This is a genomic window from Bradyrhizobium sp. ORS 111 (assembly GCF_045571485.1).
Classification (GTDB): Bacteria; Pseudomonadota; Alphaproteobacteria; order Rhizobiales; family Xanthobacteraceae; genus Bradyrhizobium.
Window position 1 is genome coordinate 6,436,821 of the sequence record NZ_CP120701.1, and the last position, 22,486, is coordinate 6,459,306.

Annotated in this window: 20 protein-coding genes; 6 read left to right on the forward strand and 14 right to left on the reverse strand. The window is 64.2% G+C overall.

The window, feature by feature from the left end; all coding sequences use genetic code 11:
* Nucleotides 1–228: 228 nt before the first annotated feature.
* A complete protein-coding gene (locus P6U30_RS29635; protein ID WP_407166340.1) occupies nt 229–1,068 on the reverse strand; it encodes a GyrI-like domain-containing protein in 840 nt (279 codons plus the stop codon).
* Nucleotides 1,069–1,360: 292 nt separating this feature from the next.
* Here P6U30_RS29635 and P6U30_RS29640 point away from each other — a divergent pair, with 292 nt between their 5' ends.
* Together P6U30_RS29640 and P6U30_RS29645 are read left to right on the forward strand one after the other, a co-directional pair.
* Nucleotides 1,361–2,590: an ABC transporter substrate-binding protein gene (locus tag P6U30_RS29640; protein WP_407166341.1), complete on the forward strand. Its 1,230-nt coding sequence runs from the start codon at nt 1,361–1,363 to the stop codon at nt 2,588–2,590.
* Between the two features lie 96 nt (nt 2,591–2,686).
* Complete coding sequence (locus P6U30_RS29645) at nt 2,687–3,790, forward strand: mandelate racemase/muconate lactonizing enzyme family protein (RefSeq protein WP_407166342.1); 1,104 nt, start codon at nt 2,687–2,689, stop codon at nt 3,788–3,790.
* A 297-nt stretch (nt 3,791–4,087) separates the two neighbouring features.
* Here P6U30_RS29645 and P6U30_RS29650 read toward each other — a convergent pair whose 3' ends face one another.
* Nucleotides 4,088–4,453: a hypothetical protein gene (locus P6U30_RS29650; protein WP_407170563.1), complete on the reverse strand. Its 366-nt coding sequence runs from the start codon at nt 4,451–4,453 to the stop codon at nt 4,088–4,090.
* Between the two features lie 194 nt (nt 4,454–4,647).
* Between P6U30_RS29650 and P6U30_RS29655 the strand changes: the two genes are divergently transcribed.
* Entirely contained in the window at nt 4,648–4,872 is a 225-nt protein-coding gene (locus P6U30_RS29655) for a hypothetical protein (RefSeq protein ID WP_407148083.1), read from the forward strand.
* A gap of 445 nt (nt 4,873–5,317) precedes the next feature.
* A complete protein-coding gene (locus P6U30_RS29660; protein WP_407166343.1) occupies nt 5,318–6,109 on the forward strand; it encodes an extracellular solute-binding protein in 792 nt (263 codons plus the stop codon).
* A 353-nt stretch (nt 6,110–6,462) separates the two neighbouring features.
* Here P6U30_RS29660 and P6U30_RS29665 read toward each other — a convergent pair whose 3' ends face one another.
* From P6U30_RS29665 to P6U30_RS29690, 6 genes are all read right to left on the reverse strand, one after another.
* Nucleotides 6,463–8,196 carry a protein kinase domain-containing protein gene (locus tag P6U30_RS29665; protein ID WP_407170564.1) on the reverse strand — a complete coding sequence of 578 codons (1,734 nt, stop codon included), beginning with the start codon at nt 8,194–8,196 and terminating at the stop codon, nt 6,463–6,465.
* Between the two features lie 266 nt (nt 8,197–8,462).
* Nucleotides 8,463–9,281, reverse strand: coding sequence for a formate/nitrite transporter family protein (locus P6U30_RS29670; protein ID WP_407148090.1), 819 nt, complete (start codon nt 9,279–9,281; stop codon nt 8,463–8,465).
* 488 nt (nt 9,282–9,769) lie between these two features.
* Entirely contained in the window at nt 9,770–10,519 is a 750-nt protein-coding gene (locus P6U30_RS29675) for a transporter substrate-binding domain-containing protein (protein WP_407166344.1), read from the reverse strand.
* A 162-nt stretch (nt 10,520–10,681) separates the two neighbouring features.
* Nucleotides 10,682–11,107, reverse strand: a complete 426-nt coding sequence (locus tag P6U30_RS29680; protein ID WP_407166345.1) for a DUF4399 domain-containing protein — start codon at nt 11,105–11,107, stop codon at nt 10,682–10,684.
* Nucleotides 11,108–11,238: 131 nt separating this feature from the next.
* Nucleotides 11,239–12,807, reverse strand: coding sequence for an SUMF1/EgtB/PvdO family nonheme iron enzyme (locus P6U30_RS29685; protein WP_407166346.1), 1,569 nt, complete (start codon nt 12,805–12,807; stop codon nt 11,239–11,241).
* A gap of 183 nt (nt 12,808–12,990) precedes the next feature.
* Nucleotides 12,991–14,169, reverse strand: coding sequence for an MFS transporter (locus tag P6U30_RS29690; RefSeq protein ID WP_407166347.1), 1,179 nt, complete (start codon nt 14,167–14,169; stop codon nt 12,991–12,993).
* 73 nt (nt 14,170–14,242) lie between these two features.
* Between P6U30_RS29690 and P6U30_RS29695 the strand changes: the two genes are divergently transcribed.
* The gene (locus P6U30_RS29695; RefSeq protein WP_407166348.1) at nt 14,243–15,043 is read left to right on the forward strand and encodes an AraC family transcriptional regulator; all 801 of its coding nucleotides are present in this window, start codon (nt 14,243–14,245) and stop codon (nt 15,041–15,043) included.
* A 144-nt stretch (nt 15,044–15,187) separates the two neighbouring features.
* The gene (locus P6U30_RS29700) at nt 15,188–16,540 is read left to right on the forward strand and encodes a malonyl-CoA decarboxylase (protein WP_407166349.1); all 1,353 of its coding nucleotides are present in this window, start codon (nt 15,188–15,190) and stop codon (nt 16,538–16,540) included.
* Nucleotides 16,541–16,687: 147 nt separating this feature from the next.
* On the opposite strand, the gene P6U30_RS29705 is transcribed toward P6U30_RS29700, so the two are convergent.
* The 6 genes from P6U30_RS29705 to P6U30_RS29730 all read right to left on the reverse strand — a co-directional run bounded on the left by P6U30_RS29705 (nt 16,688) and on the right by P6U30_RS29730 (nt 22,375).
* Complete coding sequence (locus tag P6U30_RS29705) at nt 16,688–17,857, reverse strand: mandelate racemase/muconate lactonizing enzyme family protein (protein WP_407166350.1); 1,170 nt, start codon at nt 17,855–17,857, stop codon at nt 16,688–16,690.
* Between the two features lie 179 nt (nt 17,858–18,036).
* Nucleotides 18,037–18,306 (reverse strand): DUF3297 family protein, encoded by a 270-nt coding sequence (locus P6U30_RS29710; RefSeq protein ID WP_407166351.1) that lies wholly within the window; start codon nt 18,304–18,306, stop codon nt 18,037–18,039.
* Nucleotides 18,303–18,779: a glutathione peroxidase gene (locus P6U30_RS29715; protein WP_407166352.1), complete on the reverse strand. Its 477-nt coding sequence runs from the start codon at nt 18,777–18,779 to the stop codon at nt 18,303–18,305. The genes P6U30_RS29710 and P6U30_RS29715 overlap by 4 nt, the downstream gene beginning before the upstream one ends.
* Before the next feature lie 18 nt (nt 18,780–18,797).
* Complete coding sequence (locus P6U30_RS29720) at nt 18,798–20,189, reverse strand: amidase family protein (RefSeq protein WP_407166353.1); 1,392 nt, start codon at nt 20,187–20,189, stop codon at nt 18,798–18,800.
* A gap of 155 nt (nt 20,190–20,344) precedes the next feature.
* Nucleotides 20,345–20,914 carry a c-type cytochrome gene (locus P6U30_RS29725; RefSeq protein ID WP_407166354.1) on the reverse strand — a complete coding sequence of 190 codons (570 nt, stop codon included), beginning with the start codon at nt 20,912–20,914 and terminating at the stop codon, nt 20,345–20,347.
* A gap of 189 nt (nt 20,915–21,103) precedes the next feature.
* Entirely contained in the window at nt 21,104–22,375 is a 1,272-nt protein-coding gene (locus tag P6U30_RS29730) for a PQQ-dependent sugar dehydrogenase (protein WP_407166355.1), read from the reverse strand.
* Nucleotides 22,376–22,486 lie beyond the last annotated feature (111 nt).

The window sequence follows — 22,486 nt, forward strand, 5'->3', positions numbered from 1 at the left end:
GCAGGGACCCATACTCCGCGGCTTGGGTTGTGAGCGGAATTCGTCGTTTCAGCTTCGCAACAATAGACATTCGTGGTTATGGGTCCCTGCTCCTGTGCGCAATTGCGCACGAGGCAGGGACGACACCGAGTTTGTTGCGCCGCTTGTGGTCACGCAGCCGCGTCCTCGCGGCGAGATGCACCCAGATCGGCGGCCCCCTCGGCGGCACATTCCACGCACGGCGGCGCCCTACTCCTCCACGGGCACCCAGATCTCCAATCCGCCATTGCCGGTGCCCGGATCGAAATTTTCGTCATAGCGCTCGAAGTTCGGCGCGTCGGCGACCGTCATGCCGGACTGCGGCAGCCAGCGATTCCAGATCGTGTTGACGGTGCGGCGGATGGTCGAGATGTGATCTTTGTGGGTGAACACGACATATTTCTGCTCGGGGATGCGCACGTGCGCGAACTCGCGCGGCAGGTCGGAGAAATCGGCCACTTCAACGCCGGCGATGTAGTCGAAGTTGCCGGCATCGTCGCCGTTGCAGCAGACGCCATAGGCCACCTTGCCGACCTGGCGGGGTATGTCGCCGCACCGCAGGTGATAGTCCTGCCACTGGCTCGGGATTCCGGCCGTGCTGCCGTTGGCGTGATTATAGCGCTCGCCGATGCCGGCGACGAGGAACGCCTTGCCGGTCGCGATACGCGGTGGATCGATATGATCGAGGGCAGTCGAGATCATGGTGATCGGCTCCTGCAGCTTGAGCGTCGTCAGACACGTTGTCGCGCGCACCGTTTCGGGCGTGACGCCGAAATGGTCGCGGAACGCGCGGGTGAATGCTTCGTGGGAGCCGTAATCCGCATCCAGCGCGAGGCTTAAGATATCGGGCGCGCCTGCGGCAAGCTGGCGCGCGGCCTCGCTGAGGCGCCGGGCCCGCACATAGCGCATCACCGAGAACCCGGTCGCCTCCGCGAACGCCCGCACCAGATGGAAGCGCGACACGCCGGCGACACCGGCGATCTCGTCGAGCGTCAGCGGCGCACCGAGATGGCTTTCGATATACCAAAGCGCCTTCTGGGCTGGGTTCATGGACGACGGCTTTCCCTGGAGCATGATCCGGAAAAGTGTGTAGCGGTTTTCCGAAAAGATCATGCTCAAACCAAAGCGCGGGCATCATGCCCGGACGCCGAGCGCGGTGTTTGACAGTCCTTGCTGCTCGCCGGCCGAAATCGTGGTTCCGCTCCACGGAAATTTAGCCGAAAGGCGTCGCTGGTCACATAGTCCCAATCGTGCATACTCACGGCTGCATCGATCCGACGGCTCACCAAGCTGCCCGATAATCAAGACTGCATGAGCCGCGGCCAGCATGTCAGGGAGGACAATGATGCACTACCGACGCTTGAGCTATGCCCGATCCGCCGCGCTTGCGGGATGTCTCGTACTCGTCGCGAGCGCGGCCAACGCACAGAAAAAATACGATCCGGGCGTGACCGATACCGAGATCAAGGTCGGCAATATCATGCCTTATTCCGGCCCGGCCTCGGCCTACGCCACGATCGGCAAGACCGAGGCGGCCTATTTCAAGAAGCTCAACAGCGAAGGCGGCATCAACGGCCGCAAGATCAACTTCATCTCCTACGACGACGGCTACAGCCCGCCGAAAATGGTCGAGCAGGCCCGCAAGCTCGTGGAAAGCGACGAGGCGCTGCTGATCTTCAATCCGCTGGGCACGCCGGGCAACACGGCGATCCAGAAATACATGAACGCCAAGAAGGTGCCGCAGCTCTTCGTCTCGACCGGCGCCGCCAAGTGGAACGACCCGAAGAACTTTCCGTGGACCATGGGCTGGCAGCCGAGCTACCAGGTGGAAGCGCGCATCTACGCCAAGTACATCCTGCAGAACTATCCCGGCAAGACGATCGGCGTGCTCTACCAGAACGACGATTTCGGCAAGGACTACCTGATCGGCCTGCACGACGGTCTCGGCGATCAGGCCAAGAAGCTGATCGTGGTCGAATCCGCCTACGAGACAACGTCGCCGACGGTGGATTCCCAGGTGGTGCAGATCAAGGGCGCCAATCCCGACATCTTCGTCAACATCGCGACGCCGAAATTCGCGGCGCAGGCGATCAAGAAGGTCGCCGAGCTGGACTGGCATCCGGTGCAATTCCTGACCAATGTCTCAGGCTCGATCGGCGGCGTGATGAAGCCGGCCGGCTATGAGGCGAGCCAGGGCGTTCTGTCCACCGCATACCTGAAGGATCCCAAGGACGCCGAGTGGAAGAACGATCCGGCCATGAACGAGTGGCGCGCCTTCATGACCAAGTGGTATCCCGAGGGCGATCTCGACGATGCCGCGACCGTGTTCGGCTATGGCGTCGCCAAGGGCCTCGAGCAGGTGCTGCGGCAATGCGGCGACAACCTCACGCGCGAGAATGTGATGAAGCAGGCCGCCAGCCTGAACTTCGAGATCGGCATCTATTTGCCGGGCACGAAGATCAAGACCGGGCCTGACGACTATGCGCCGATTGAGCAGCTTCAGATGATGCGCTTCAAGGGCGAGAGCTGGGAGCGGTTCGGCCCGGTCATGAGCGGCGGCAAGGAATCGTAAGCGAACGCGCATTCCTGAACGGCGCATCCCCGTATTCCGAGATGCGCCGTTTGCGCTTATGATCCTGCCCGGCAGGTGACCGCAAAGGCAGCAACAATGAAAATCACCGACGTCCGCGCCCACCATATCCGCATCCCCTATGACGCCGGCCCCGCGAGCTTCCGCCAGGGCGCATCTGCGATCTCGGCGCTCGACATGGTGATCGTTGAAGTCTCGACCGATGCCGGCCTGACCGGCTGGGGCGATGCTTTTGCCTATGTCTGCCCGAAGACGAGCAGCATGGCGGTGAGCGAAATGATCGCGCCGCAGGCGCGCGGCCTCGAAGTTCCCGACGCCGCGGGCATTCCCGCGGTCATGGAACAGATCCAGCGCAACCTGCATCTGTTCGGCCGTTACGGCATCACGATGTTTGCGATCTCGGCGCTCGACATCGCGCTGTGGGATCTCGCCGGCAAGGTGCAGGGCGCGCCACTGCATCAACTGATCGGCGGCGCCAAGCGCCAGACGATCCCGGCCTATGCCAGCCTGATGCGGATCGGCAACGCCGCGCATATCGCTTCCGAGTGCAAGAAGGCGATCAAGTCAGGCTATTCCGCGATCAAGCTGCACGAGACCACGATCCCGGCCGTGACGGCCGCGCGGGAGGCGATCGGGCCCGCCGTGCCGCTGATGGTCGACATGAACTGCCCGCTGGATGGACCGGCGGCGATTCAGTTCGCGCGTGACTGCAAGCAGGCGGCGCCGATGTTCCTCGAGGAGCCGGTCTGGCCGCCGGAGGATTTCGCGACGCTCGCCGAGGTGCGCAAGGAGGGCCGGCTCGACATCGCAGCCGGCGAGAATGCCTGCACCGTGCATCAATTCCGCCAGATGATGACCGCGGGCGCGGTCAGTCATGCGCAACCGTCGGTGACCAAGGTCGGTGGCGTCACCGAATTCCTGAAGGTTGCGGTGCTTGCCGACGAGTTCGGCGTCAAGGTGATCCCGCATTCGCCGTATTTCGGACCTGGCTTCCTCGCGACGTTGCACCTGATGGCGATCCGCGACGAGGGGATGATCGAGGTGTTCTTCATGAAGCGCCCCGCCTGCCTGTGGGGCGACCGCATCGACGTCGACGCCAGCGGCAATGTCGCCGTGCCGCAAGACCCCGGACTCGGCTACGAGCCGGATCGCGCCGTGATGGAGAAGTATCGGGTGGCCTAAGCCTGATGAGATAAGTTTGAGCAGTCTCCGCGAAAGGACTGCGCTCCCTCCTTCGCAAGCGTAGGGCAATCGCATTTGAGAGCAAACCGCCCTGCGGCCATCCTTCGAGACGCCATTGGCGGGCTCCTCAGGATGAGGACTTGTTTTGCGGCACAATAGTAGACCCTCATGGTGAGGAGCGCCGCTTGCGGCGCGTCTCGATCCACGAGGCCGAGGATGTGCGCAGCCCAAGGCGGCATATGCGATAGCCTTGCCCGCAAGCGGAAGAGGGAAAGCGAATTCGCGGATAGTCCCTGCCTATTTCGTGTCCTTCGCAGGCGTTGCATCCTTCGCTGGCGGTGTGTCGGCTTTCTTCTTCAAATCGTCAGTCATCTTGACCTGGGCAGCCTGCAAGTCGGCGACGAGCTTCTGAAGGCTCGCGACCGAGCTCTTCAAGGTTTCGATCTGGCGATTGGCGGCATCGAGCTTCTGCTGATGGTCGATCGTGAGCTTGTTGATGGTCTTCTGCAAAAAATCGACGTTGCTCTGCAGACAGCTCGTGCGCCGTTCCATGGTTTTTTCCACGGTGCAGATTTCGATGCCGGGTACGTCCTGCGCGCGCGCTGATCCGACAGCGGCGAACGCAAGCGGCACGACAAAGGCAACAGCAAAACGAACGATCATCATCATCCCCAATCCAGCGCGCCGTTCACAGCTTTGTGCTTGTAACGTTGAAAGCGAGGCAGACATACCACACTGATACCGCATTCAAGCTGTGTGCTTCGCCCATTACGGGAACTTCTCGTGGGGACGGGGACTTCGGAACTTGTTTGGTTCGACCCTATTTGGCTCGACCTTGGGCAGTGGAGACAAATCACATGGCAACGCGCGAGAAACGGCTGGCTCAATTCGATGGCAACGGCGCACCTTCGCCAGACCAATGCGTGGAAGTGCTTTGCGAGGATCATAGCGGGACATATCAATTGCCGTTCGCCTGCCGTTTCGTCGATGGCCAGTGGCGCAATGACACAACCGGCGGCGCGTTGGAGGCCAACGTCATCGCCTGGCGCAAGCCGCGCGAGAAACAACCGGGCGCGGCCTAGGCGGTTCGCGGTTTTCCGCTCCAAAACATCGAGCATGATCTTCCCGCGGCAAAACGCCGCCGACGGGAAGAATCTCTCCGATTGGCGTACGGCCGGACGTGCGGCCGGAAGATGCGCGACGCGTGCTGTTCCAAAACGCGACGTGATCGCACGCGGCCTTAAGATTCGGAACGTGGACGGAACGAACCGCGTCCGAATCGCTGATCGAGCGCCGTACTCCGTTGTTCACGGCTAGATCTGGTCATTCAGCCGAGGCTGCGCACCACATCCAGAAGCATGACGATCAGCCGCGACCAACGGCCATCGACAAAAGGTTAAGCGCCCGGCGGATGGGCCAAGCGATGACGATGGAGCGCTGGTCACGCCCCCTTCTGAGCATTAGTCTCCGCGCCACGGCGACGTCGTGCCCAAGAATCGCCCCTAGTCGTCCCTGGGAGAAATCTCCATGCGCCGCCATGCCCTCCGCGCCCTCGCGCTCGCTTTCGTCGGCGCGCTGGCCATCACCACGGCCGCCTCCGCCGCCGAAATCCACGTCATGATCTCGGGCGGGCTGACCGCGGCCTACAAGGCGCTGGTGCCGGAGTTCGAGCGCAAGACCGGCCACAAGGTGGTGACCGCCTACGGGCCGTCGATGGGCACGACGGTGAACGCAATTCCGATGCGGCTGCAGCGCGGCGAGCCGGCGGATGTGCTGATCATGGTCGGCTATGCGCTCGGCGATCTCGTCAAGCAGGGCAAGGCGGCGGCCGACAGCCGCGTCGACCTCGTGAAGTCGCCGATCGGAATTGCAGTGAAATCGGGCGCACCGAAGCCGGACATCAGCTCGGCCGACGCGGTCAAGCAGGCGCTGCTGGCAGCGAAATCGGTCGCCTATTCCGACAGCGCCAGCGGCGTCTATGTCTCGACCGAGATGTTCCAGAAGCTCGGCATCGCCGACCAGATGAAGGGCAAGGCACGAATGATCCCGGCCACCCCGGTCGGCGAGATCGTCGCCAAGGGCGAGGCCGACATCGGGCTTCAGCAGGTCGCCGAGCTGAGACCGGTCGCCGGCATCGACATCGTCGGTCCGCTGCCGGAGCCGTTGCAGAAGATTACCGTGTTCTCCGCCGGGATTGCCACGGGGTCGAAGGAGCCCGACGCCGGCAAGGCCCTGATCAGCTTCCTCGCCTCCCCGGACGCGCGCGACGCACTGATCAAGAGCGGGCTCGACCCGATCCCGGCCGGCGCGACACATTGACGGTATCTACGGCTTGCCTGTAGCCGCATTGACCACTCTTTCCCCGTCATGCTGAGGCGCTCGCGCAAGCGAGCCTCGAAGGATGAATCGGCCACAGCCGGCCGTACATCCTTCGAGACGCGCGTGCCGCGCTCCTCAGGATGACGGGGCGCACTGCTCCACCCCGTCATTGCGAGCCAACGGATCGCACGAACGCGCGCCCGATGACAGGCTCCGCGAAGCAATCCATCGTACTTCCCCGTCATCCTGAGGCGCTCGCGCAGCGAGCCTCGAAGGATGAATCGGCTACAGCCGGGCCGTACATCCTTCGAGACGCGCGTGCCGCGCTCCTCAGGATGACGGGAATGGGTCGCTCACCGAGCATGATGCGCGCCATAGGCGAGCAGTCCGATCACGACCAGCGCCAGCAGCAGTGTCGTCGACTTCCAGAACAGCACCGGGTTGCGCTCGATCAGCGGCGTCGACGACGTCGTCAGATATTTCGCATTGGGATTGCGCAGGTCGAACAAGAATTCCGACAAGCTATCGTAGCGCTTCAGCGGATTGGGATGCACGGCGCGCTCCAGCGCGCGGTCGACCCAGATCGGGATGTCGCGGCCGCCATGCGCTGGAGCATAGACCAGCCTGCTGAAATCGGACCGGCGGCAGGCGCGCGCGATCTGCGCGCCATAGGGCAGCCGCCCTGTCAGCATCTGATAGGTGACGACGCCGAGCGAGAACAGGTCGGACCGCGTCGAACCACCCTCGCCCAGAAAGTACTCCGGCGCGGTGTATTGCTGGGTGCCGAGGATCGCCTCCGTGCCCGCGGACACGGCCTCGGCGACGCCCGAGATCCGCGTTGACCCGAAATCGATGATCTTCACCGTCCCGGTCTTGTCGATCATGATGTTGTCGGGCCTGACGTCCTGGTGCAGCATCTCCTTGCGGTGGAAGGCGCGCAGCCCCTTGGCGATCTGCTCGGCGATGTCGCGCACCGTCTCGAGCGCCGGATCGGGATGGTCGATCATCCACTGCCGCAATGTCTGGCCGTCGACATATTCGGTCGTGACGTAGAGGAAATTGCGCCTGCGCTGTGGCAGCCAGGGCTTCAGCACGTGCGGGCTGTCGATCCGCTTGGCGACCCACTCCTCCATCATGAAGCGCTTCAGATAGGCCGGATCATCGCGCAGGTCGATCGACGGGATCTTGATCGCAACCGTGGTGCCGGAGTCCTCGTCGAGGGCGAGATAGATGTGGCTGCGGTGTGAGGCATGCAGCTCGCGCACGATACGGTAGCCGTCGAAGCGCATCCGCGCCTCGAGCAGCGGCGGAAGCGGCAGCTCGGTCGGCTGGCCGAACATCTCGCTTGCGTCGCCGTCGGGCAGCTCGTCGATCCGCACGATCTGCGCGGTGAGATTGTCCGGGCTGCCGCGCTCGAACGCCTGCTCCACGATCGACCGCGCGGCGTGGTCGAGATCGGCGGCGCCGTCCTGGATGATCTTCGCGAGCTGGCGCGACGGCACATGCTCGTAGATCCCATCGGTGACCAGCAGGAAGATGTCACCCGGCTCGAGCCGCAGGTTCTGGTAGTCGATCTCGAGCTGGGGGTTGACGCCGAGCGCGCGACCGAGATAGCTCTGCTGCGAGGAGATCACGACGCGATGGTCGTTGGTCAACTGCTCGAGGCTGCCGCCGGACACGCGGTAAATTCTGCTGTCGCCGACGTGGAACAGATGCGCTGACGTCGACTTGATGACGATGGCACTGAGCGTGCAGACGTAGCCCTTGTCCTTGTCGTAGGGATTGTCGCTGCGCCGGGTCTGCGCGTGCAGCCAGGAATTGGTCGCCTCCAGCACGCGCTGCGCCGAGGTCTTCACCGACCAGGATTCCGAGGTGCAGTAATAGTCGGTCAGGAAGCCCTTGACCGCGGACTCGGCAGCGATGCGGCTGACGCTGCTGGAGGAGATGCCGTCGGCAAGCACCACCGCGATACCCTTCAGGCCGAGCAGCGGCTCCTCAGGGATCAAGACGCCGTGGAAATCCTGATTGGTGTCCTTGCGGCCCTTATCAGAGAATTGCCCGACCGATATTTTCAGCCCGCGTGGCATTGCCTTGTTCAAGCGATGGGTCCCTCCACCTCAGGAGCAGGACTCTCGCATATGCCGCGTTGGGCGGCTGCGCACATACTCGGCCTCGTGGCTCGAGACGCGCCGCAGACGGCGCTCCTCACCATGAGGGTCTACTATTGTGCCGCAAGACGAGACCTCATCCTGAGGAGCCCGCCAAAGGCGGGCGTCTCGAGGGATGGCCGCAGGCGCTCTTCTCCCAAATGCGATTGCCCTAGCCTCAGGAGAGACCCATCTGCCTGCGGAGATCAAGCCGCGAGACGCTCGCGCTTCGGCGCCGTCTTCACATGCGTCGTGTAGAGCGTCAGCCCGGTGAAGGCGATGCCGCCGGCGAGGTTGCCGAGCACGGTCGGGATCTCGTTCCAGATCAGATAATCCATGATCGAGAACTTCGCATGGAGCATCAGGCCGGACGGAAACAGGAACATGTTCACCACGGAATGCTCGAACACCATGTAGAAGAACACCAGGATCGGCATCCACATCGCGATCACCTTGCCGGGGACCGTGGTGGAGATCATGGCGCCGACCACGCCGGTGGAGACCATCCAGTTGCACAGCATGCCGCGGATGAACAACGTTGCCATGCCGGCCGCGCCGTGCGCGGCGTAGCCGAGCGTGCGGCCTTCGCCGATGTTGCCGATCACCGTGCCGACCTTGTCGGGCTCCTGCGTGAAGCCGAACGTGGTCACGAAGGCCATCATGAATGCCACTGTCAGCGCGCCGCCGAAATTGCCGATGAAGACGAGGCCCCAGTTGCGCAACACGCCGCCGAGCGTGACGCCGGGGCGCTTATCGAGCAGCGCGAGCGGCGACAGCACGAACACGCCGGTCAGGAGATCGAAGCCCAGGAGATAGAGCATGACGAAACCGACCGGGAACAACAACGCGCCGATGATCGGCTGGCCGGTGTTCACGTTGATGGTCACCGCGAACCAGGCCGCCAGCGCGAGGATTGCGCCGGCCATGTAGGCGCGGATCACGGTGTCGCGTGTCGACATGAAGACCTTGGATTCGCCGGCGTCGACCATCTTGGTGACGAATTCGGAAGGTGCGAGATAGGCCATTTCGTCAAGTCCCCTTAAACAATCTGGTCGCGCCGATGCGACGCGGGCTGGTTGAAAATGCTCGCCCGTCCGGGGACGCTGGTCGGGATCGGAACGGCGAAGCGGCTGCTGCAACGCCGGCTGAACGTCCGGTGCACGATCAAGGCAGGGATTGGCGGGCGATCGCAGAACTCAAGTCGCAACGATTGCTCGAGGCGCGCAGGCATGGCGCCTTGATCCCTTGGCCTCGGCCGGCACTGGCCTGGGCGCTCCGGAGGACGGCAGTCGTCGTTGACCGCAGCAATCAAAAGCAATGGGTATGCCAATCGCCAGCGCTGTCGCCGACACGAAAAACCGTTTGGATACAATAGCTTTGTGATCACCCCGGAAGACCGGACGGCAGCCTGCTGCCTATTTATGCAGCCTGCACAGATGTCGCCCACGGCAATGCGCGTGCCGCAGGCGGAGCTTGGCGGCCTGCTCGGCCCTCCGACAGGTGCAGATGTGCGCTACTTCGCCCCGGTGCGGATCGGCGTGTCCTTCAGGCCATTGTCGTCATAGGCCTTGCGCAGCGTGCCGTTGGTGGTCGCGTCCGTCATGAATTTGCTGACGAAGGCTGCGGCGAGCGGACGGTTGAGCGGCACCGCGACCGCAGTCACGGTCTGCTTGAAGGTCTCGTCCAGCACGCGCGTGCCGGGAATCTTCTTCGCCATCGCATTGAGCTGGTCGCGCGACAGCGCAAACGCGTCGATCCCGCCGCTCTTCAGGAGATTGAAGATCTCGTCATAGGTCTGATACCCCGTGACCTTGGCGTGCTTGAGATGCGCGATCGCGCCGCGCATGGTCGTGGTGTTGTTGACGGCGGCGACCTTGACGCCGTCCCGATCGAGCTCGGCGAACGTCGTCACCGTCGAGCCCGGCCTGACGATGTAGGTGGCGTCGGCGACCTCGTAGATCGGACCGAATGTCATTTTGGTCTCGCGCTCGGGATCCTTCGGCAGGAAGGTGACGTCCCAGCTCTTCTTCGCGGCCGCGTCGGTAATCTGCCCGGAATTCTGGTGCACGACATATTCGATGGGCATGCCGAGCTGTGCGGCCATCGCCTTGCCGAGATCGACTGGGACGCCGGCATAGCCGCCGCTCGCGGTGCGGGTGCACCAGAACGCACCGCCGGCCGGGCTGATCGCAATCGCGACCCGGAGCTTTCCGCTCGGCGCGATCTCATCCTTCAGGTTATCGGCATTGGCTGACACGGTCATCGTCATCACTCCCAGAACGAGGCCAGCCAGACTCGACAGGTGACGAGACATCGGACTTCCCTCCACGCCGGATCAGCGCCCGGCAGGGCCGGCAACAAACCGCATACGTCGGGGAAGCGCAACCGCCAGTTTGCGCAAGGCAGCCTTCGGTGCGGGAGTGGTTTAGCGGACCCTGATCGTGATCTTCTCGGAGACGACGGGAGGATTGAAGGGATAGTGCTTGGCGTCGCCGAGCACCAGTTGCAGCGTATGCTTGCCGGGCGGCAGCTCGAGCCGGGTCTCGGTCTGGCCCGCACCGAAGTGCAGATGCGCCTTGTCCGAGGGGATCGGCTCGTTGGGATTCAGCGGCTCGTCGACGTCGATAAGGAGGTGATGATGGCCGCTGTTCGGATAGTCGTCGCCAGCATGGGTGACGCCCATGTTGCGCAGGCCGAAGCGGCACCAGAACGCGCCTTTGACGGTCGCCCCGTTGTGCGGCCAGACGAAATACAGCACCGCATCCTTGGGCGCCGGCTTGCCTTGCGCGTAAGCGGGGCTTGCAAATAGCGCGACCGCTGCTGCAAACAGAAAAGTGTAGACGACCCTCATCGATTGCCCTCCAAGCCATCCCAACAAAACCTCGAAGCATGCAGGCCACGGACGCAGCCTCATGGTTCGCCTGGCGATGCGCGGCATCGTCCAGAGATGCGCGTTCCGTGCTCCTCACCATGAGGAGCAAATTAGGGTGATAGCGCGACCCGGAAACCGTGGGTCGGATAACGAACATTGGTGTCGTAATTGTCGCGATTGGCCGGCCGCATATAGCGCGCATCGTTCTTCCAGGAGCCCGAGCGGATCACATGGGTGAAGCAGTCGCGGTCATGCCACGCCGCACCGTCGGCCGGCGCGCCCTGGTAATTGCGGTGCCAGCAGTCTTCGACCCATTGATCGACCCCGCCGCCCATGTCGTAAAGGCCGAACGGATTGGGCTTGAAGCTGCCGACCTTGACCGGCTGTTCGGCCGCGGCATCGCCGCCGCAATCCTTGCAGCTCGCCACGCCCGATTGCACCTGATCGCCCCACCAGTATCTGGTCTGCGTGCCGCCACGGGCGGCGTATTCCCATTCGGCCTCGCTCGGAAGCCGGTACGGCTTCTTCGTGGTGTCCGCGAGCCACGCGACATATTGCTTCGCGTCGCTCCAGCTTACATTGGTCACCGGCGCGTCGTTGTTGCCGGTTGCCGTAAAGCCGCAGCCCTTGGCGGCCGCGCAGGCATTCCATTCGCGCACGGTGACCGGATATTTGCCCATGGCAAACGGCTTGACCGTCACCCTGTGGATCGGCCGCTCCGAAGCGTCATCATTGCTGCCCATCGCAAAGCTGCCGCCGGTCAGCGAGACCATGTCGGGCTCGGGCAGGGCCGCGGCTTGCGCCGATGGAGCGGGGCTCGCCGAGGGCGCAGGTTGCGGCTGGGCCGAGGATTGCTGCGCGGTCGGCGCCGGCACCGGGCTCGGCACTTGATTTGGCGCAGCCGGCCCGGCCGCAGGCGATGGCTCGGCCGGCTTCGGCGCGGGAGCGGGAGATGACGACGGCGCCAGCGCCACCTCGCGCGGATTGCCGCGCGGCTGCATCAGCAAGTACCAGAGCGCGCCGCCGGCGATGATCGCGATCGAAAGCCCGAGCAGGACGAGCAGGACGTTTTCGCGACGCCTGCGCGTCCGGGTATACGCCGCCGCATCCGGCAGCACGCGATAGACCCTGACCGGATCGGTGATGTTCTTGACCCTGCGGTCGCCGAGCGACTCGTAGCCGCACACCAGTTTGTGCTTGATCTGCTCGTAGATGCCGCCGGAGATGAAGACCTCGCCCGGGTCGGCGATCCCCTCCAGACGCGCGGCGACATTGACGCCGTCACCATAGATGTCGTCGGGCTCGATGATGATGTCGCCGAGATTGACCCCGATCCGGTATTCGATCCAGAACTCCTTCGGCACCGCTGCATTGCGACCGACCAGGTTCTGCTGAATGACGATGCTGGAGCGGACGGCCTCGACCGGACTGTCGAACATCGCGATGAAGCCGTCGCCGGTGGTCTTCACCAGTCGCCCGTGGTGCTCGGCGATGGTCGGCTCGATCAGATCGCGCAGGATTCGCTTGACGCGGGTATGGGTGCCCTCTTCGTCGAGCTGCATCAGCCGGCTGTAGCCGGCGATGTCGCCCGCCACGATCGCGGCAAGCCGTCGCGGCACCGGGCCGTCGGACGGCGGCTTGCCCGGCTTGCCTGATTTAAAATCGCGGATTTCACCCATGATTCCGGTTGCTCCACAAACCCCAAAAGGCAGTGTTTAAGGCGCAACCGGCGCCTCAGTCCCCGAAACCCCGCAAAGCCTACCACACCGTCGTGCCGGGACAAGCGAAGAACCGCACTCCGCTTGCGACGGATGCGCGCTCCCTGAACGAGGCGGAACCGGCGCGGCAGGGCGCTCCCGCCGTCAATTCACCTGCGCGACCGGCGTCCTGATCTCGCGCGGCAGGATGATCGCGGCGGCGACCGCGAGCAGGCACAGCGCCGCAAAGGCGCGCAGCATCGTGGTGAAGCCGCCCTGGTCATACAGCCAGGCGACAAGACCGACCGAGGCACCGGCGGCGGTGAAGCCGACGAAGTAGCGCACCGCATAGGCACGCGAGCGCCATTCCTCGGTGGTGTATTTGCCGACCATCGCGTCATTGACCGTCACCTGGCCGAACGCGCCCATCACGATGCCGATCGAGACCACGATCAGCGGCAGATTCGACAGGCTCGCCGCGAGATAGAGGAACGGCGCCAGCACGAAGGACAGCGGCAGCGCCACCGCCTTCAGCGAATGCTTATCGAGCAGCTTGCCGATGGTGTACTGCGTCATCGCGCCGAACACGTAGACGCAGGCGGCGATCAGGCCGAGCAGCGCCGGGCTCCTGGTCAGGCCGGCGAGCCGCTCGGCGAACAGCTTTGGCAGCGCCACGGTGACCGCGTTGAACGTAGTCGAGATCGCGATCACGACGATCAGCAGCGCCAGCACCACACGCCACATGTCCTCCTTGGCGACGCGGACCTGGGCCGCGGCCTGCTTCGAGCCCTTGCGGTCCTCGTGCACGACTGTCATCGCGAAGGCGATGCCGACCAAGACGGTGATGATGCCGGGCAGGATGAAGGCCCAGCGCCAGCCGAGATACTGGCCGATCACGCCGGTGACCAGCGCCGAGGAGGCGACGCCGAGATTGCCCCAGACGCCGTTGATCCCCATCTGCGCGCCGAGCTTCTCGGCATAGGACACGATCATGGCGGTGCCGACCGGGTGGTAGATCGAGGCGAAGACGCCGATCGCAAGCAGCGCGGCGCCGAGCTGCAACGGCGTCTGCACGAAGCCGACCGAGATCATCGAAAGCCCGATCCCGACGAAGAAGATCACCATCATGTGACGGCGGCTCCAGCGGTCGCCGAGCCACCCCGTGACCAGCGAGCCGGCGCCGAAGGCGATGAAGCCCGGCGTCGCATAGGGCAGCAGCTCCGAATAGGCCATGCCGAGCGCCGGACCCATGATGATGACCGCGGCGGCGAAAATCAGCATCGAATAGTGGTCGATGAAGTGGGCGGCGTTGACGAAGGTAATCACCCGGCTGGGGCTGTTCATGGGCCAGTCCTGACTCGAATCTTCAACTGATCGAAAATAGGTTATAGGAGCTTGTCCTGACGGAATGTCGCCAATGACTATCGCCGAACCGCCAATCCGAGCGCTTCATGACGACCGGCGCGCCGCCGAGGACGGCGTGCACCTGGTCGCGCGCAGCTACCGGAAAGGCGTCCGGCTCGACCCGCACATGCACCGCGAGGCGCAACTGGTCTACGCCGCGAAGGGCACCATGCAGGTGACCACGCCGAAGGGCCGCTGGCTGGTGCCGCCGGACCGCGCGGTCTGGGTGCCCGCGCTGTTCGCGCATGCGATCGATGTGCTCGCCGACATCGAGATGCGTACGCTTTATTTCGACCAGGCATGGCTGGCACGCGAGAAGCGCAGCGACAGCCTCACCAACGAATTCGTGGTGCGGGTGTCGCCGCTGCTGCACCAGGCGATCCTCGCGCTGTTCGACGGCGCCGGCAGCCGCGAGCGCTCCGAGCTGCTGGTCAGGCTGCTGATGCTGGAGCTGCACCGCGCCGAGGATCCCGCGACCTTCATCCCATTGCCGCAGGAGCCGCGTTGCCGGCGCGCTGCCGACGTCGTGCTGGTGGATCCAACGCGCGACTATGAGATCGAGACGCTGGCGCGCACGGTCGGCACCTCGGCGCGGACGCTGTCGCGGCTGTTCTCGGCGGAGACGCAACTCTCCTTCAAGAGCTGGTGCCAGCGCGCCCGCATCGCAGCCGCGATCGAACGTCTCTCGACCGATGCCAATGTTTCCATCAAGCAGATCGCATCCGATCTTGGCTATGCCAGCGTGCCGGCGTTTTCCCATGCCTTCCGCCAGGTCACCGGCACGACGCCGACCAAGTTTGCGGAGAAAACGTGAACGCAATCCATCATCAAGCGCAGGCACGACCAATTATACCATTGGTGTGCCGCGACATATTTCCGTACGATCGATGCGCTTGATTCCAGTGCTCCCGGCCTTAAATCCCGTGTAAGGTTCGGCTAAACTGGATATGACCCACCGATGGCCAACGCCTTTTTCTCCGATCTGCTCTCGACCATTTCCGAACGCGGCCGCACCCTGCTCCGCCGCGCGGTCCCGACCAACGACAAGCAGGATCCTTCCGAGCTGCTGGACTTGTGCGAGGCATTGCTATCGGGGCGCGGTGAAGCCTCCGGCACTGCAATGGCGCGCGAGGTGCTCGATCGCTACCACCACCTCGATGGTGACGGCCGGCTGTCCTTCTTCCACACGCTGGCCCGCGATTTCGGACCCGATCAGGCCAGACTGCTGCAGGCCATCGAGAGCTGGCGCGCGCAAGCCAATGGCGACGACGCCAGCGACCTGCATTTCGCCTCCGAGCCGCGCCGGCAGGAATTGATTCGCCGGCTCAACCGCGCGCCCGGTGGCACCGGCGAACTGGTGTCGATGCGATCCGATCTGCTTTCACTGATGAATGGCAACAAGGACCTCGCCGCGCTCGACCGCGACGTGGTGCATCTGCTCTCATCCTGGTTCAACAGGGGATTTCTCGTGCTGCGCAGGATAGACTGGTCGTCGCCGGCCAATATTCTGGAAAAGATCATCCGCTACGAGGCCGTGCATGAAATCCGCGACTGGGACGATTTGCGCCGACGCATCGATCCGGTCGACCGCCGCTGCTACGCCTTCTTCCACCCCGCCCTCGCCGACGAGCCGCTGATCTTCGTCGAGGTGGCGCTGACCGAATCCATCCCGGGCGCGATCGCGCCGCTGCTCGCCGAGGAGCGCGAGCCGGTGCCGGTCGAGCGCGCCCGCACCGCCGTGTTCTATTCGATCTCGAACACCCAGCGCGGCCTCGGCGGCATCTCGTTCGGCAGCTTCCTGATCAAGCAGGTGGTCGAGGAGCTGCGCCGCGAATTGCCGAAGCTCGACAATTTCGTGACGCTGTCGCCGGTGCCGGGCTTCATGCAGTGGGTGAAGCAGGCAACCGACGTGCCGCTCAACGACGACGATCGCTCGTTGCTGGAGGGCCTCGGCAAGCCCGATTGGTTCGAAAATGCCGAGCTCGCGACGCAACTGCGCGCGGTGCTGGAGCCGCTCGCCGCCTATTATTTCCTGAAGGCGCGCACGCCCAAGGGCCGGCTGATCGACTCGGTCGCACGCTTCCATCTCGGCAACGGCGCGCGGCTGGAGCGGATCAACTGGCTCGGCGATCTCTCGCCGAAGGGGATGCGTGAATCCGCCGGCATCATGGTCAACTACCTCTACCGGCTCGACGACATCGAGAAGAACCACGAGGCCTACGCCAACACCGGCGAGGTGATCGCCTCCGGCGCGGTGAAGAAGCTGCTCAAGGGCGAAGGCCGGCGTCGGCTGGACATGCGGCTGGGGTAGGAGCCGCAAAGCTCTCCACGTCATTGCGAGCGCAAGCGAAGCAATCCATCCCTCAGCACTCGCGGAGGCATGGATCGCTTCGTCGCTTCAGCGAAAAATTGCTTTTGCAATTTTCTCGCGAGCCGCCCGCAACGACGACGAGGCGTACTACTCCGCCAGCGCCTTCATCTCCTTGTAGAGATCGGACTTGCCCTCGAACCCGATGCCGGGAAGATCGGGCATCGTGATGTGGCCGTCCTCGACCCGCACGCCGTCGGGGAAGCCGCCGTAGGGCTGGAACAGGTCGGGATAGCTCTCGTTGCCACCGAGCCCGAGACCGGCCGCGATGTTGAGCGACATCTGGTGGCCGCCATGCGGGATGCAGCGGCTCGGCGACCAGCCGTGGATCTTCAGCACCGCGAGCGTGCGCTGATATTCGCACAGCCCATAGGACAGCGCGCAGTCGAATTGCAGCCAGTCGCGATCCGGCCGCATGCCGCCGTAGCGGATCAGGTTCCTGGCATCCTGGTGGCTGAACAGGTTCTCGCCGGTTGCCATCGGCCCCGGATAGAACTCGGCGAGCGCTGCCTGCAGCGCGTAATCGAGCGGATCGCCGGCCTCCTCGTACCAGAACAGCGGATAGTCCCGCAGCATCTTGGCGTAGGCGATCGCGGTCTCCAGATCGAAACGGCCGTTGGCGTCGACCGCGAGCTGCGCGTCCTTGCCGATCTCCTTCAGCACCGCCTCGATGCGCTCGCGGTCTTCGGCCAGCGGCGCGCCGCCGATCTTCATCTTCACGACGTTGTAGCCGCGATCGAGATAGCCGCGCATCTCCTTGCGCAAACCCCCGAGGTCCTTGCCCGGATAGTAATAGCCGCCGGCGGCGTAAACGAACACGCGCGGATTGGCGGTCAGGCCGTGGCGCTCCGCGAGCAGGCGGAACAGCGGCTTGCCGGCGATCTTCGCCACCGCATCCCACACCGCCATGTCGATGGTGCCGACTGCGACCGACCGCTCGCCATGGCCACCCGGCTTCTCGTTCGACATCAACGTCGACCACACCTTGTCGGGATCGAGATTGTCGCCGCTGGCATCGAGCAGCGACTTCGGATCGGCGTCCTTGAGCCGCGGCGCGAAGCGTTCGCGGATCAGGCCGCCCTGCCCGTAGCGGCCGTTGGAATTGAAGCCGTAACCGATCACCGGCTTGCCGTCGCGCACCACGTCGGTGACGACAGCGACCAGGCTCGAGGTCATCTTGGTGAAATCGATATAGGCGTTGCGGATCGGCGACGAGATCGGCTTGGTGACCTCGCGGACGTCGATGATACGGACGGACATGGGGTATGCCTTTTTTCAGTTACGCGGGGCTCTCGCTTCACCGTCGTTGCGAGCCACCCGGTCGGCGCGAAAGCGCCGCCGGATGACAGGCTCCGCGAAGCAATCCATTCATCCGCACACTTGGATGGAATGGATTGCTTCGTCGCTTCGCTCCTCGCAATGACGATTGGTCCGAGGCCTCAGGACTTTGCCTTATCCCGGAAATACGGTTCGACCGGACCGTGCACCTTGATGGTCAACGGATTGCCGTAGCGGTCCTTGGCATTGCCGGCGGTGACGCGCACCCAGCCCTCGCTGACGCAATATTCCTCGACATTGGTCTTCTCGATGCCCTTGAAGCGGATGCCGACGTCGCGCGCCAGGATCTCCGCGTTGTAATACGGGCTGTTCGGATCGACCGAGAGACGGTCGGGCAATTGGTCGTTGGTGGTGTCGTTGTTCTCGCTCATAGCAGCGCCTCGATATCCTTCCTCAATCCTTCGGGCCGGGCAGTCGGCGCATGGCGCGCCACCACCTTGCCGGCGCGATCGACCAGGAACTTGGTGAAATTCCATTTGATCGATGCGCCGAGCAGGCCCGACTTCTCACGCTTCAGATACTCATACAGCGGGTGTGCGTTGGCGCCGTTGACGTCGATCTTGGCGAACATCGGGAACGTCACGGCGTAATTGGTCTCGCAGAACTCCGCGATCTGTTTGGCGTCGCCCGGCTCCTGCGCGCCGAATTGGTTGCAGGGAAAGCCGAGCACCGCGAAACCACGCGACGACAGGTCGGCATGCAGCTCCTGCAGGCCCTTGTATTGCGGCGTGAAGCCGCAGGCGCTCGCGGTGTTGACGATCAGCAGCACCTGCCCTTGGAACCGCTGCAACTGCACGTCCTCGCCGGCCAGCGACCTGGCGGTGAAATCATAGACGCTCGGCATCCTGTCTCTCGTCGTGACCTATGTCGCCGGATCGATCGCCGCCGATGGCGTGCCGCCGGCCTCGATCGCCTCGCCCGCGGCGAGGCAGAGGTCTTCGCGGTAGCGGCCGGCCACCAGTTGCACGCCGACCGGAATCCGCCCGACCAATCCGGTGGAGACCGTTAGCCCGGGGAGCCCCATGAAGGGAATGGCAATCTGCGGCAATTGTGCATGCCACACCCGTGCAAACGACGCCTCGTCCTTGCAGTCGAGTTGGTCGGGGAACGGCAATTCGCCGGACACCGGCATCAGCAGCACCGGATATTGCTCGAAGAACGCGAACCACTCGCGCGTCAGGGTGGCGCGGCGGGTCAGCGCCTGCGACAGGTCGAACGGGTGCACCTTGGCGCGGTTGCCGCGCAGGCAGGCGAGCGCGCCCGGATCGCCCTCGCGCTCGGCAGTCGCGAGCTGGGCCTTGTAGCCGTCGCCGAGCCAGAGCCTGGTCTGGATCTCGGCGGCCTCGCGCAAGGGCGGCGTATTGGCGATTTCCTCGACGATCCAGCCCGCTTGCTGCAGCCGCTTGCCGGCATCGGCCACCGCGGCGACCACCTCGGGCACGGGGTTGAGGCCGTCTGGGTTGAGGCACATCGCGACGCGCTTCTCCCGTGGCGATCCCTCGAGCGGCACCGGCGCATACCAGGGATCGCGATAGTCGGGCGCCGACATCGCCGCCAGTGCGATGCGCAGATCGTTGACGGTGCGCGCCAGCGGACCGGATACCGCGCTGATCTGCGGACCGATCGGGCGCTCCGGCAGCGCCGGATTGAACGCCGGGATGCGGCCCATGCTCGGCCGCAGGCCATGCACGCCGCAGGCATAGGCGGGATAGCGGATCGAGCCGGCGATGTCGGTGCCATGGGCGATGTGGCCGATGCCGGCTGCGACCGCCGCACCGGCGCCGCCCGAGGAGCCACCCGGCGTGATGGCTGGATCGCGCGGGTTCTTGGTGTCGCCGTGAATGAGGTTGGTGGTGAACCAGCGATAGGAGAAGGCCGGACAGTTGGTGCGGCCGAGCAGCACCGCGCCGGCCTTGCGCAGATTGGCAACAACGGGATTGTCGGCCCTGGCGATGCTGTCGCGCTGCAGCTTCAAGCCGTTGGTGGTGGCATAGCCTTCCTGGTCGACATTGACCTTGATGGTGACCGGCACGCCGGCGAGCGGCCCCATCTCCTCGCCGCGCGCGATCGCCGCATCGATCGAGGCGGCCTGCGCCAGCACATCGTCGGGCCGGTGATCGACCACCGCGTTGATCTTCGGGTTGACCGCATCGAGCCGGGCAAGCCCCGCCTGCGCCGCCTCCTTTGCCGAAACCTTCCTGGACTTGATGAGGCTGGCCAGTTCGGTGGCCGACAGACGCCAAAGATCCTGCATGTGCTGCTCCGTGTGGTAGGAGGCGTTTTACAGCATGATCCGGAAAAAGTGTGCAGCGGTTTTTCCGAAAAGATCATGCTCAAAAAGAGCGCTAAAGCGCGGCGCTGCTTTAGCGCCGCGTGAAGGACATGGCCAGCGCTGCGCTGCCCGATATCTCAGCGAACGCGGGCGATGTAGTAGGCAAGGTCGCCGATCTGTTCCTTGGTCACCGTCTGCATCACATCGGCCATGGTGGCGTCGTAGCCGTGACGGCTGTTATCCTTGTATTCGGCGAGCGTCTTGGCGAGATAGTCCTCGCGCTGGTTGGCGATGCGCGGCACGTTTTCCTTCCCCGAATAATCCGTGTTGTGGCAGGTGTTGCAGCGGTTCTGCTGCGCCAGCGCCTGGCCACGCGCGATTCTAGCAGGATCGCCGGCATCCGCCGGCGGAGCTGGCTTCGGCAGCGTGGCGATGAAGTCGGAGAAGGCCCTGAGGTCGTCGTCGGTGAGCGGCTTGGCCATCTCGTTCATCGGCTCGAAGGTGCGCAGCTTCTCGCGAAACATGAAGAGCTGGATCAGCGCATATGGCGCCTGCTGGCCGCCGAGCGAGGGCGTGTTCTCGGTTTCCGACGTGCCGTGCTCGCCGTGGCAGGCAAAGCACGGCGCGGCGCGCTCCTGGATGGTTTCGGCGTTGGCGGCGAACGCGATGGAGGCAAGTGCCAGGATGGCAGTGATGGTTTTGTACATTGGCTGCTCCCGGCATATTCCGTCATTGCGAGGAGCTCGCGACAAAATTGCAAAGCAATTTTGCGCTGAAGCGACGAAGCAATCCATCTCTGCGCAAGGGGCGGAATGGATTGCTTCGCTGAGCTTGTCATCGGGCGCGCATTCGCGCGACCCGTTGGCTCGCAATGACGGTAGCTAAGTTGTTTGAGCTTACTGATTGGCGACCTTCGGCTTGCCGTAGGAGACGCGATAGATCGCGCCGTTCCAGTCGTCGGAGACGAGCAGCGAGCCGTCCTTCAACAGCATCACGTCGACGGGGCGGCCGACATATTTGTTGTCCTGGAGGAAGCCGGTCAGGAACGGCTCGACCGACTTCACAGTGCCGTCCTTGTTCAGCTTGACCACGACGACGTCGCCGCCCTGCTTCTGCGTCTTGTTCCAGGAGCCGTGGCGCGCGACGAAGATCGCGTTCTTGTAGGTCTTCGGGAACATGCTGCCGGTGTAGAAGCGCATGCCGAGCGAAGCGGTGTGCGGGCCCATCAGGCCGACCGGCGGCGTGTAGTCCTTGCAGGACTTACCCCAGCCGAGCTCCTGATCGATGATGTTGCCCTGGTAGCAGTACGGCGCGCCGAAATCCTCGCCGGCCTTGGTGACGCGGTTGAGCTCGTCTTCCGGCACTGTCTCCGACAGCCAGTCGCGGCCGTTATCGGTGAAGTACATCTGCTTGGTCTCGGGATTCCAGTCGAAGCCGACCGTGTTGCGCACGCCGAGCGCGTAGACCTCGGCGCCGGAGCCGTCGAGACTCATGCGGCGGATCTGGCCGTGGTCGGCGTCATGCAGCACGTTGTTGCCGGGCTGGCCGACCGGGACATAGAGCTTGTTGTCGGGACCGATGGCGATGAACTTCCAGCCGTGCGCTTCGTCCTTCGGCAGCTTGTCGTAGATCACGGTGGGCTTCGGCGGGTTGTCCAGGACGTCCTCGACGTTGTCGATCTTGGAGACCTGCGAGAGTTCGGCGATGTAGAGCGTGCCGTTCTTGAAGGCGACGCCGTTCGGGCGATAGAGGCCGGAGGCGAGCACCTTGACCGAGCGTTTGCCGTCCTTGTTGATGATCGCATAGACCTTGTCGACGAGGCGGCTGCCGACGAACACGGTGCCCTTGTCGCCGAGCGCCATCGAGCGCGCATTGGCCATGCCGGCGGCATAGACCTCGACATTGAAGCCCGCCGGAGCCTTGAGCTTGGCGAGCGGCAGCTTATCGGGTGAGGCGGGGAGCGGCGGTGGGGCGACGGGAGCGAGCTTAGCGGCCGCCTCACCGTCCGGACGGCCGATCAACGGCGAGCCCGGCGGCAGCGCCTGGGCGGGTGTGGCGCCAGACGCAGGCGGCGCGGCGGGCTGCTGCGCCGCGGCACCGAGCGTCAATGCAGCGAAGACGGCGCCAGCCAGCAGCAGGCTGCGCGGCGCGAATGAGCAACGTATCATGGTGGTCTCCCCTGGGCGGAAGCCGTCTTGCTTGACTGGCACCGGTGACATCGACCGGCGTCGGCGGCCTTCCCGAACCCCTAATCTCCCAATTGTCCCGAGCAATGCAAT

Coding starts and splice junctions, on each gene's coding strand:
- P6U30_RS29635 (WP_407166340.1), bottom strand. CDS start 1,068: ATGAACCCAGCCCAGAAGGCGCTTTGGTATATCGAAAGCCATCTCGGT.
- P6U30_RS29640 (WP_407166341.1), top strand. CDS start 1,361: ATGATGCACTACCGACGCTTGAGCTATGCCCGATCCGCCGCGCTTGCG.
- P6U30_RS29645 (WP_407166342.1), top strand. CDS start 2,687: ATGAAAATCACCGACGTCCGCGCCCACCATATCCGCATCCCCTATGAC.
- P6U30_RS29650 (WP_407170563.1), bottom strand. CDS start 4,453: ATGATCGTTCGTTTTGCTGTTGCCTTTGTCGTGCCGCTTGCGTTCGCC.
- P6U30_RS29655 (WP_407148083.1), top strand. CDS start 4,648: ATGGCAACGCGCGAGAAACGGCTGGCTCAATTCGATGGCAACGGCGCA.
- P6U30_RS29660 (WP_407166343.1), top strand. CDS start 5,318: ATGCGCCGCCATGCCCTCCGCGCCCTCGCGCTCGCTTTCGTCGGCGCG.
- P6U30_RS29665 (WP_407170564.1), bottom strand. CDS start 8,196: ATGCCACGCGGGCTGAAAATATCGGTCGGGCAATTCTCTGATAAGGGC.
- P6U30_RS29670 (WP_407148090.1), bottom strand. CDS start 9,281: ATGGCCTATCTCGCACCTTCCGAATTCGTCACCAAGATGGTCGACGCC.
- P6U30_RS29675 (WP_407166344.1), bottom strand. CDS start 10,519: ATGACCGTGTCAGCCAATGCCGATAACCTGAAGGATGAGATCGCGCCG.
- P6U30_RS29680 (WP_407166345.1), bottom strand. CDS start 11,107: ATGAGGGTCGTCTACACTTTTCTGTTTGCAGCAGCGGTCGCGCTATTT.
- P6U30_RS29685 (WP_407166346.1), bottom strand. CDS start 12,807: ATGGGTGAAATCCGCGATTTTAAATCAGGCAAGCCGGGCAAGCCGCCG.
- P6U30_RS29690 (WP_407166347.1), bottom strand. CDS start 14,169: ATGAACAGCCCCAGCCGGGTGATTACCTTCGTCAACGCCGCCCACTTC.
- P6U30_RS29695 (WP_407166348.1), top strand. CDS start 14,243: ATGACTATCGCCGAACCGCCAATCCGAGCGCTTCATGACGACCGGCGC.
- P6U30_RS29700 (WP_407166349.1), top strand. CDS start 15,188: ATGGCCAACGCCTTTTTCTCCGATCTGCTCTCGACCATTTCCGAACGC.
- P6U30_RS29705 (WP_407166350.1), bottom strand. CDS start 17,857: ATGTCCGTCCGTATCATCGACGTCCGCGAGGTCACCAAGCCGATCTCG.
- P6U30_RS29710 (WP_407166351.1), bottom strand. CDS start 18,306: ATGAGCGAGAACAACGACACCACCAACGACCAATTGCCCGACCGTCTC.
- P6U30_RS29715 (WP_407166352.1), bottom strand. CDS start 18,779: ATGCCGAGCGTCTATGATTTCACCGCCAGGTCGCTGGCCGGCGAGGAC.
- P6U30_RS29720 (WP_407166353.1), bottom strand. CDS start 20,189: ATGCAGGATCTTTGGCGTCTGTCGGCCACCGAACTGGCCAGCCTCATC.
- P6U30_RS29725 (WP_407166354.1), bottom strand. CDS start 20,914: ATGTACAAAACCATCACTGCCATCCTGGCACTTGCCTCCATCGCGTTC.
- P6U30_RS29730 (WP_407166355.1), bottom strand. CDS start 22,375: ATGATACGTTGCTCATTCGCGCCGCGCAGCCTGCTGCTGGCTGGCGCC.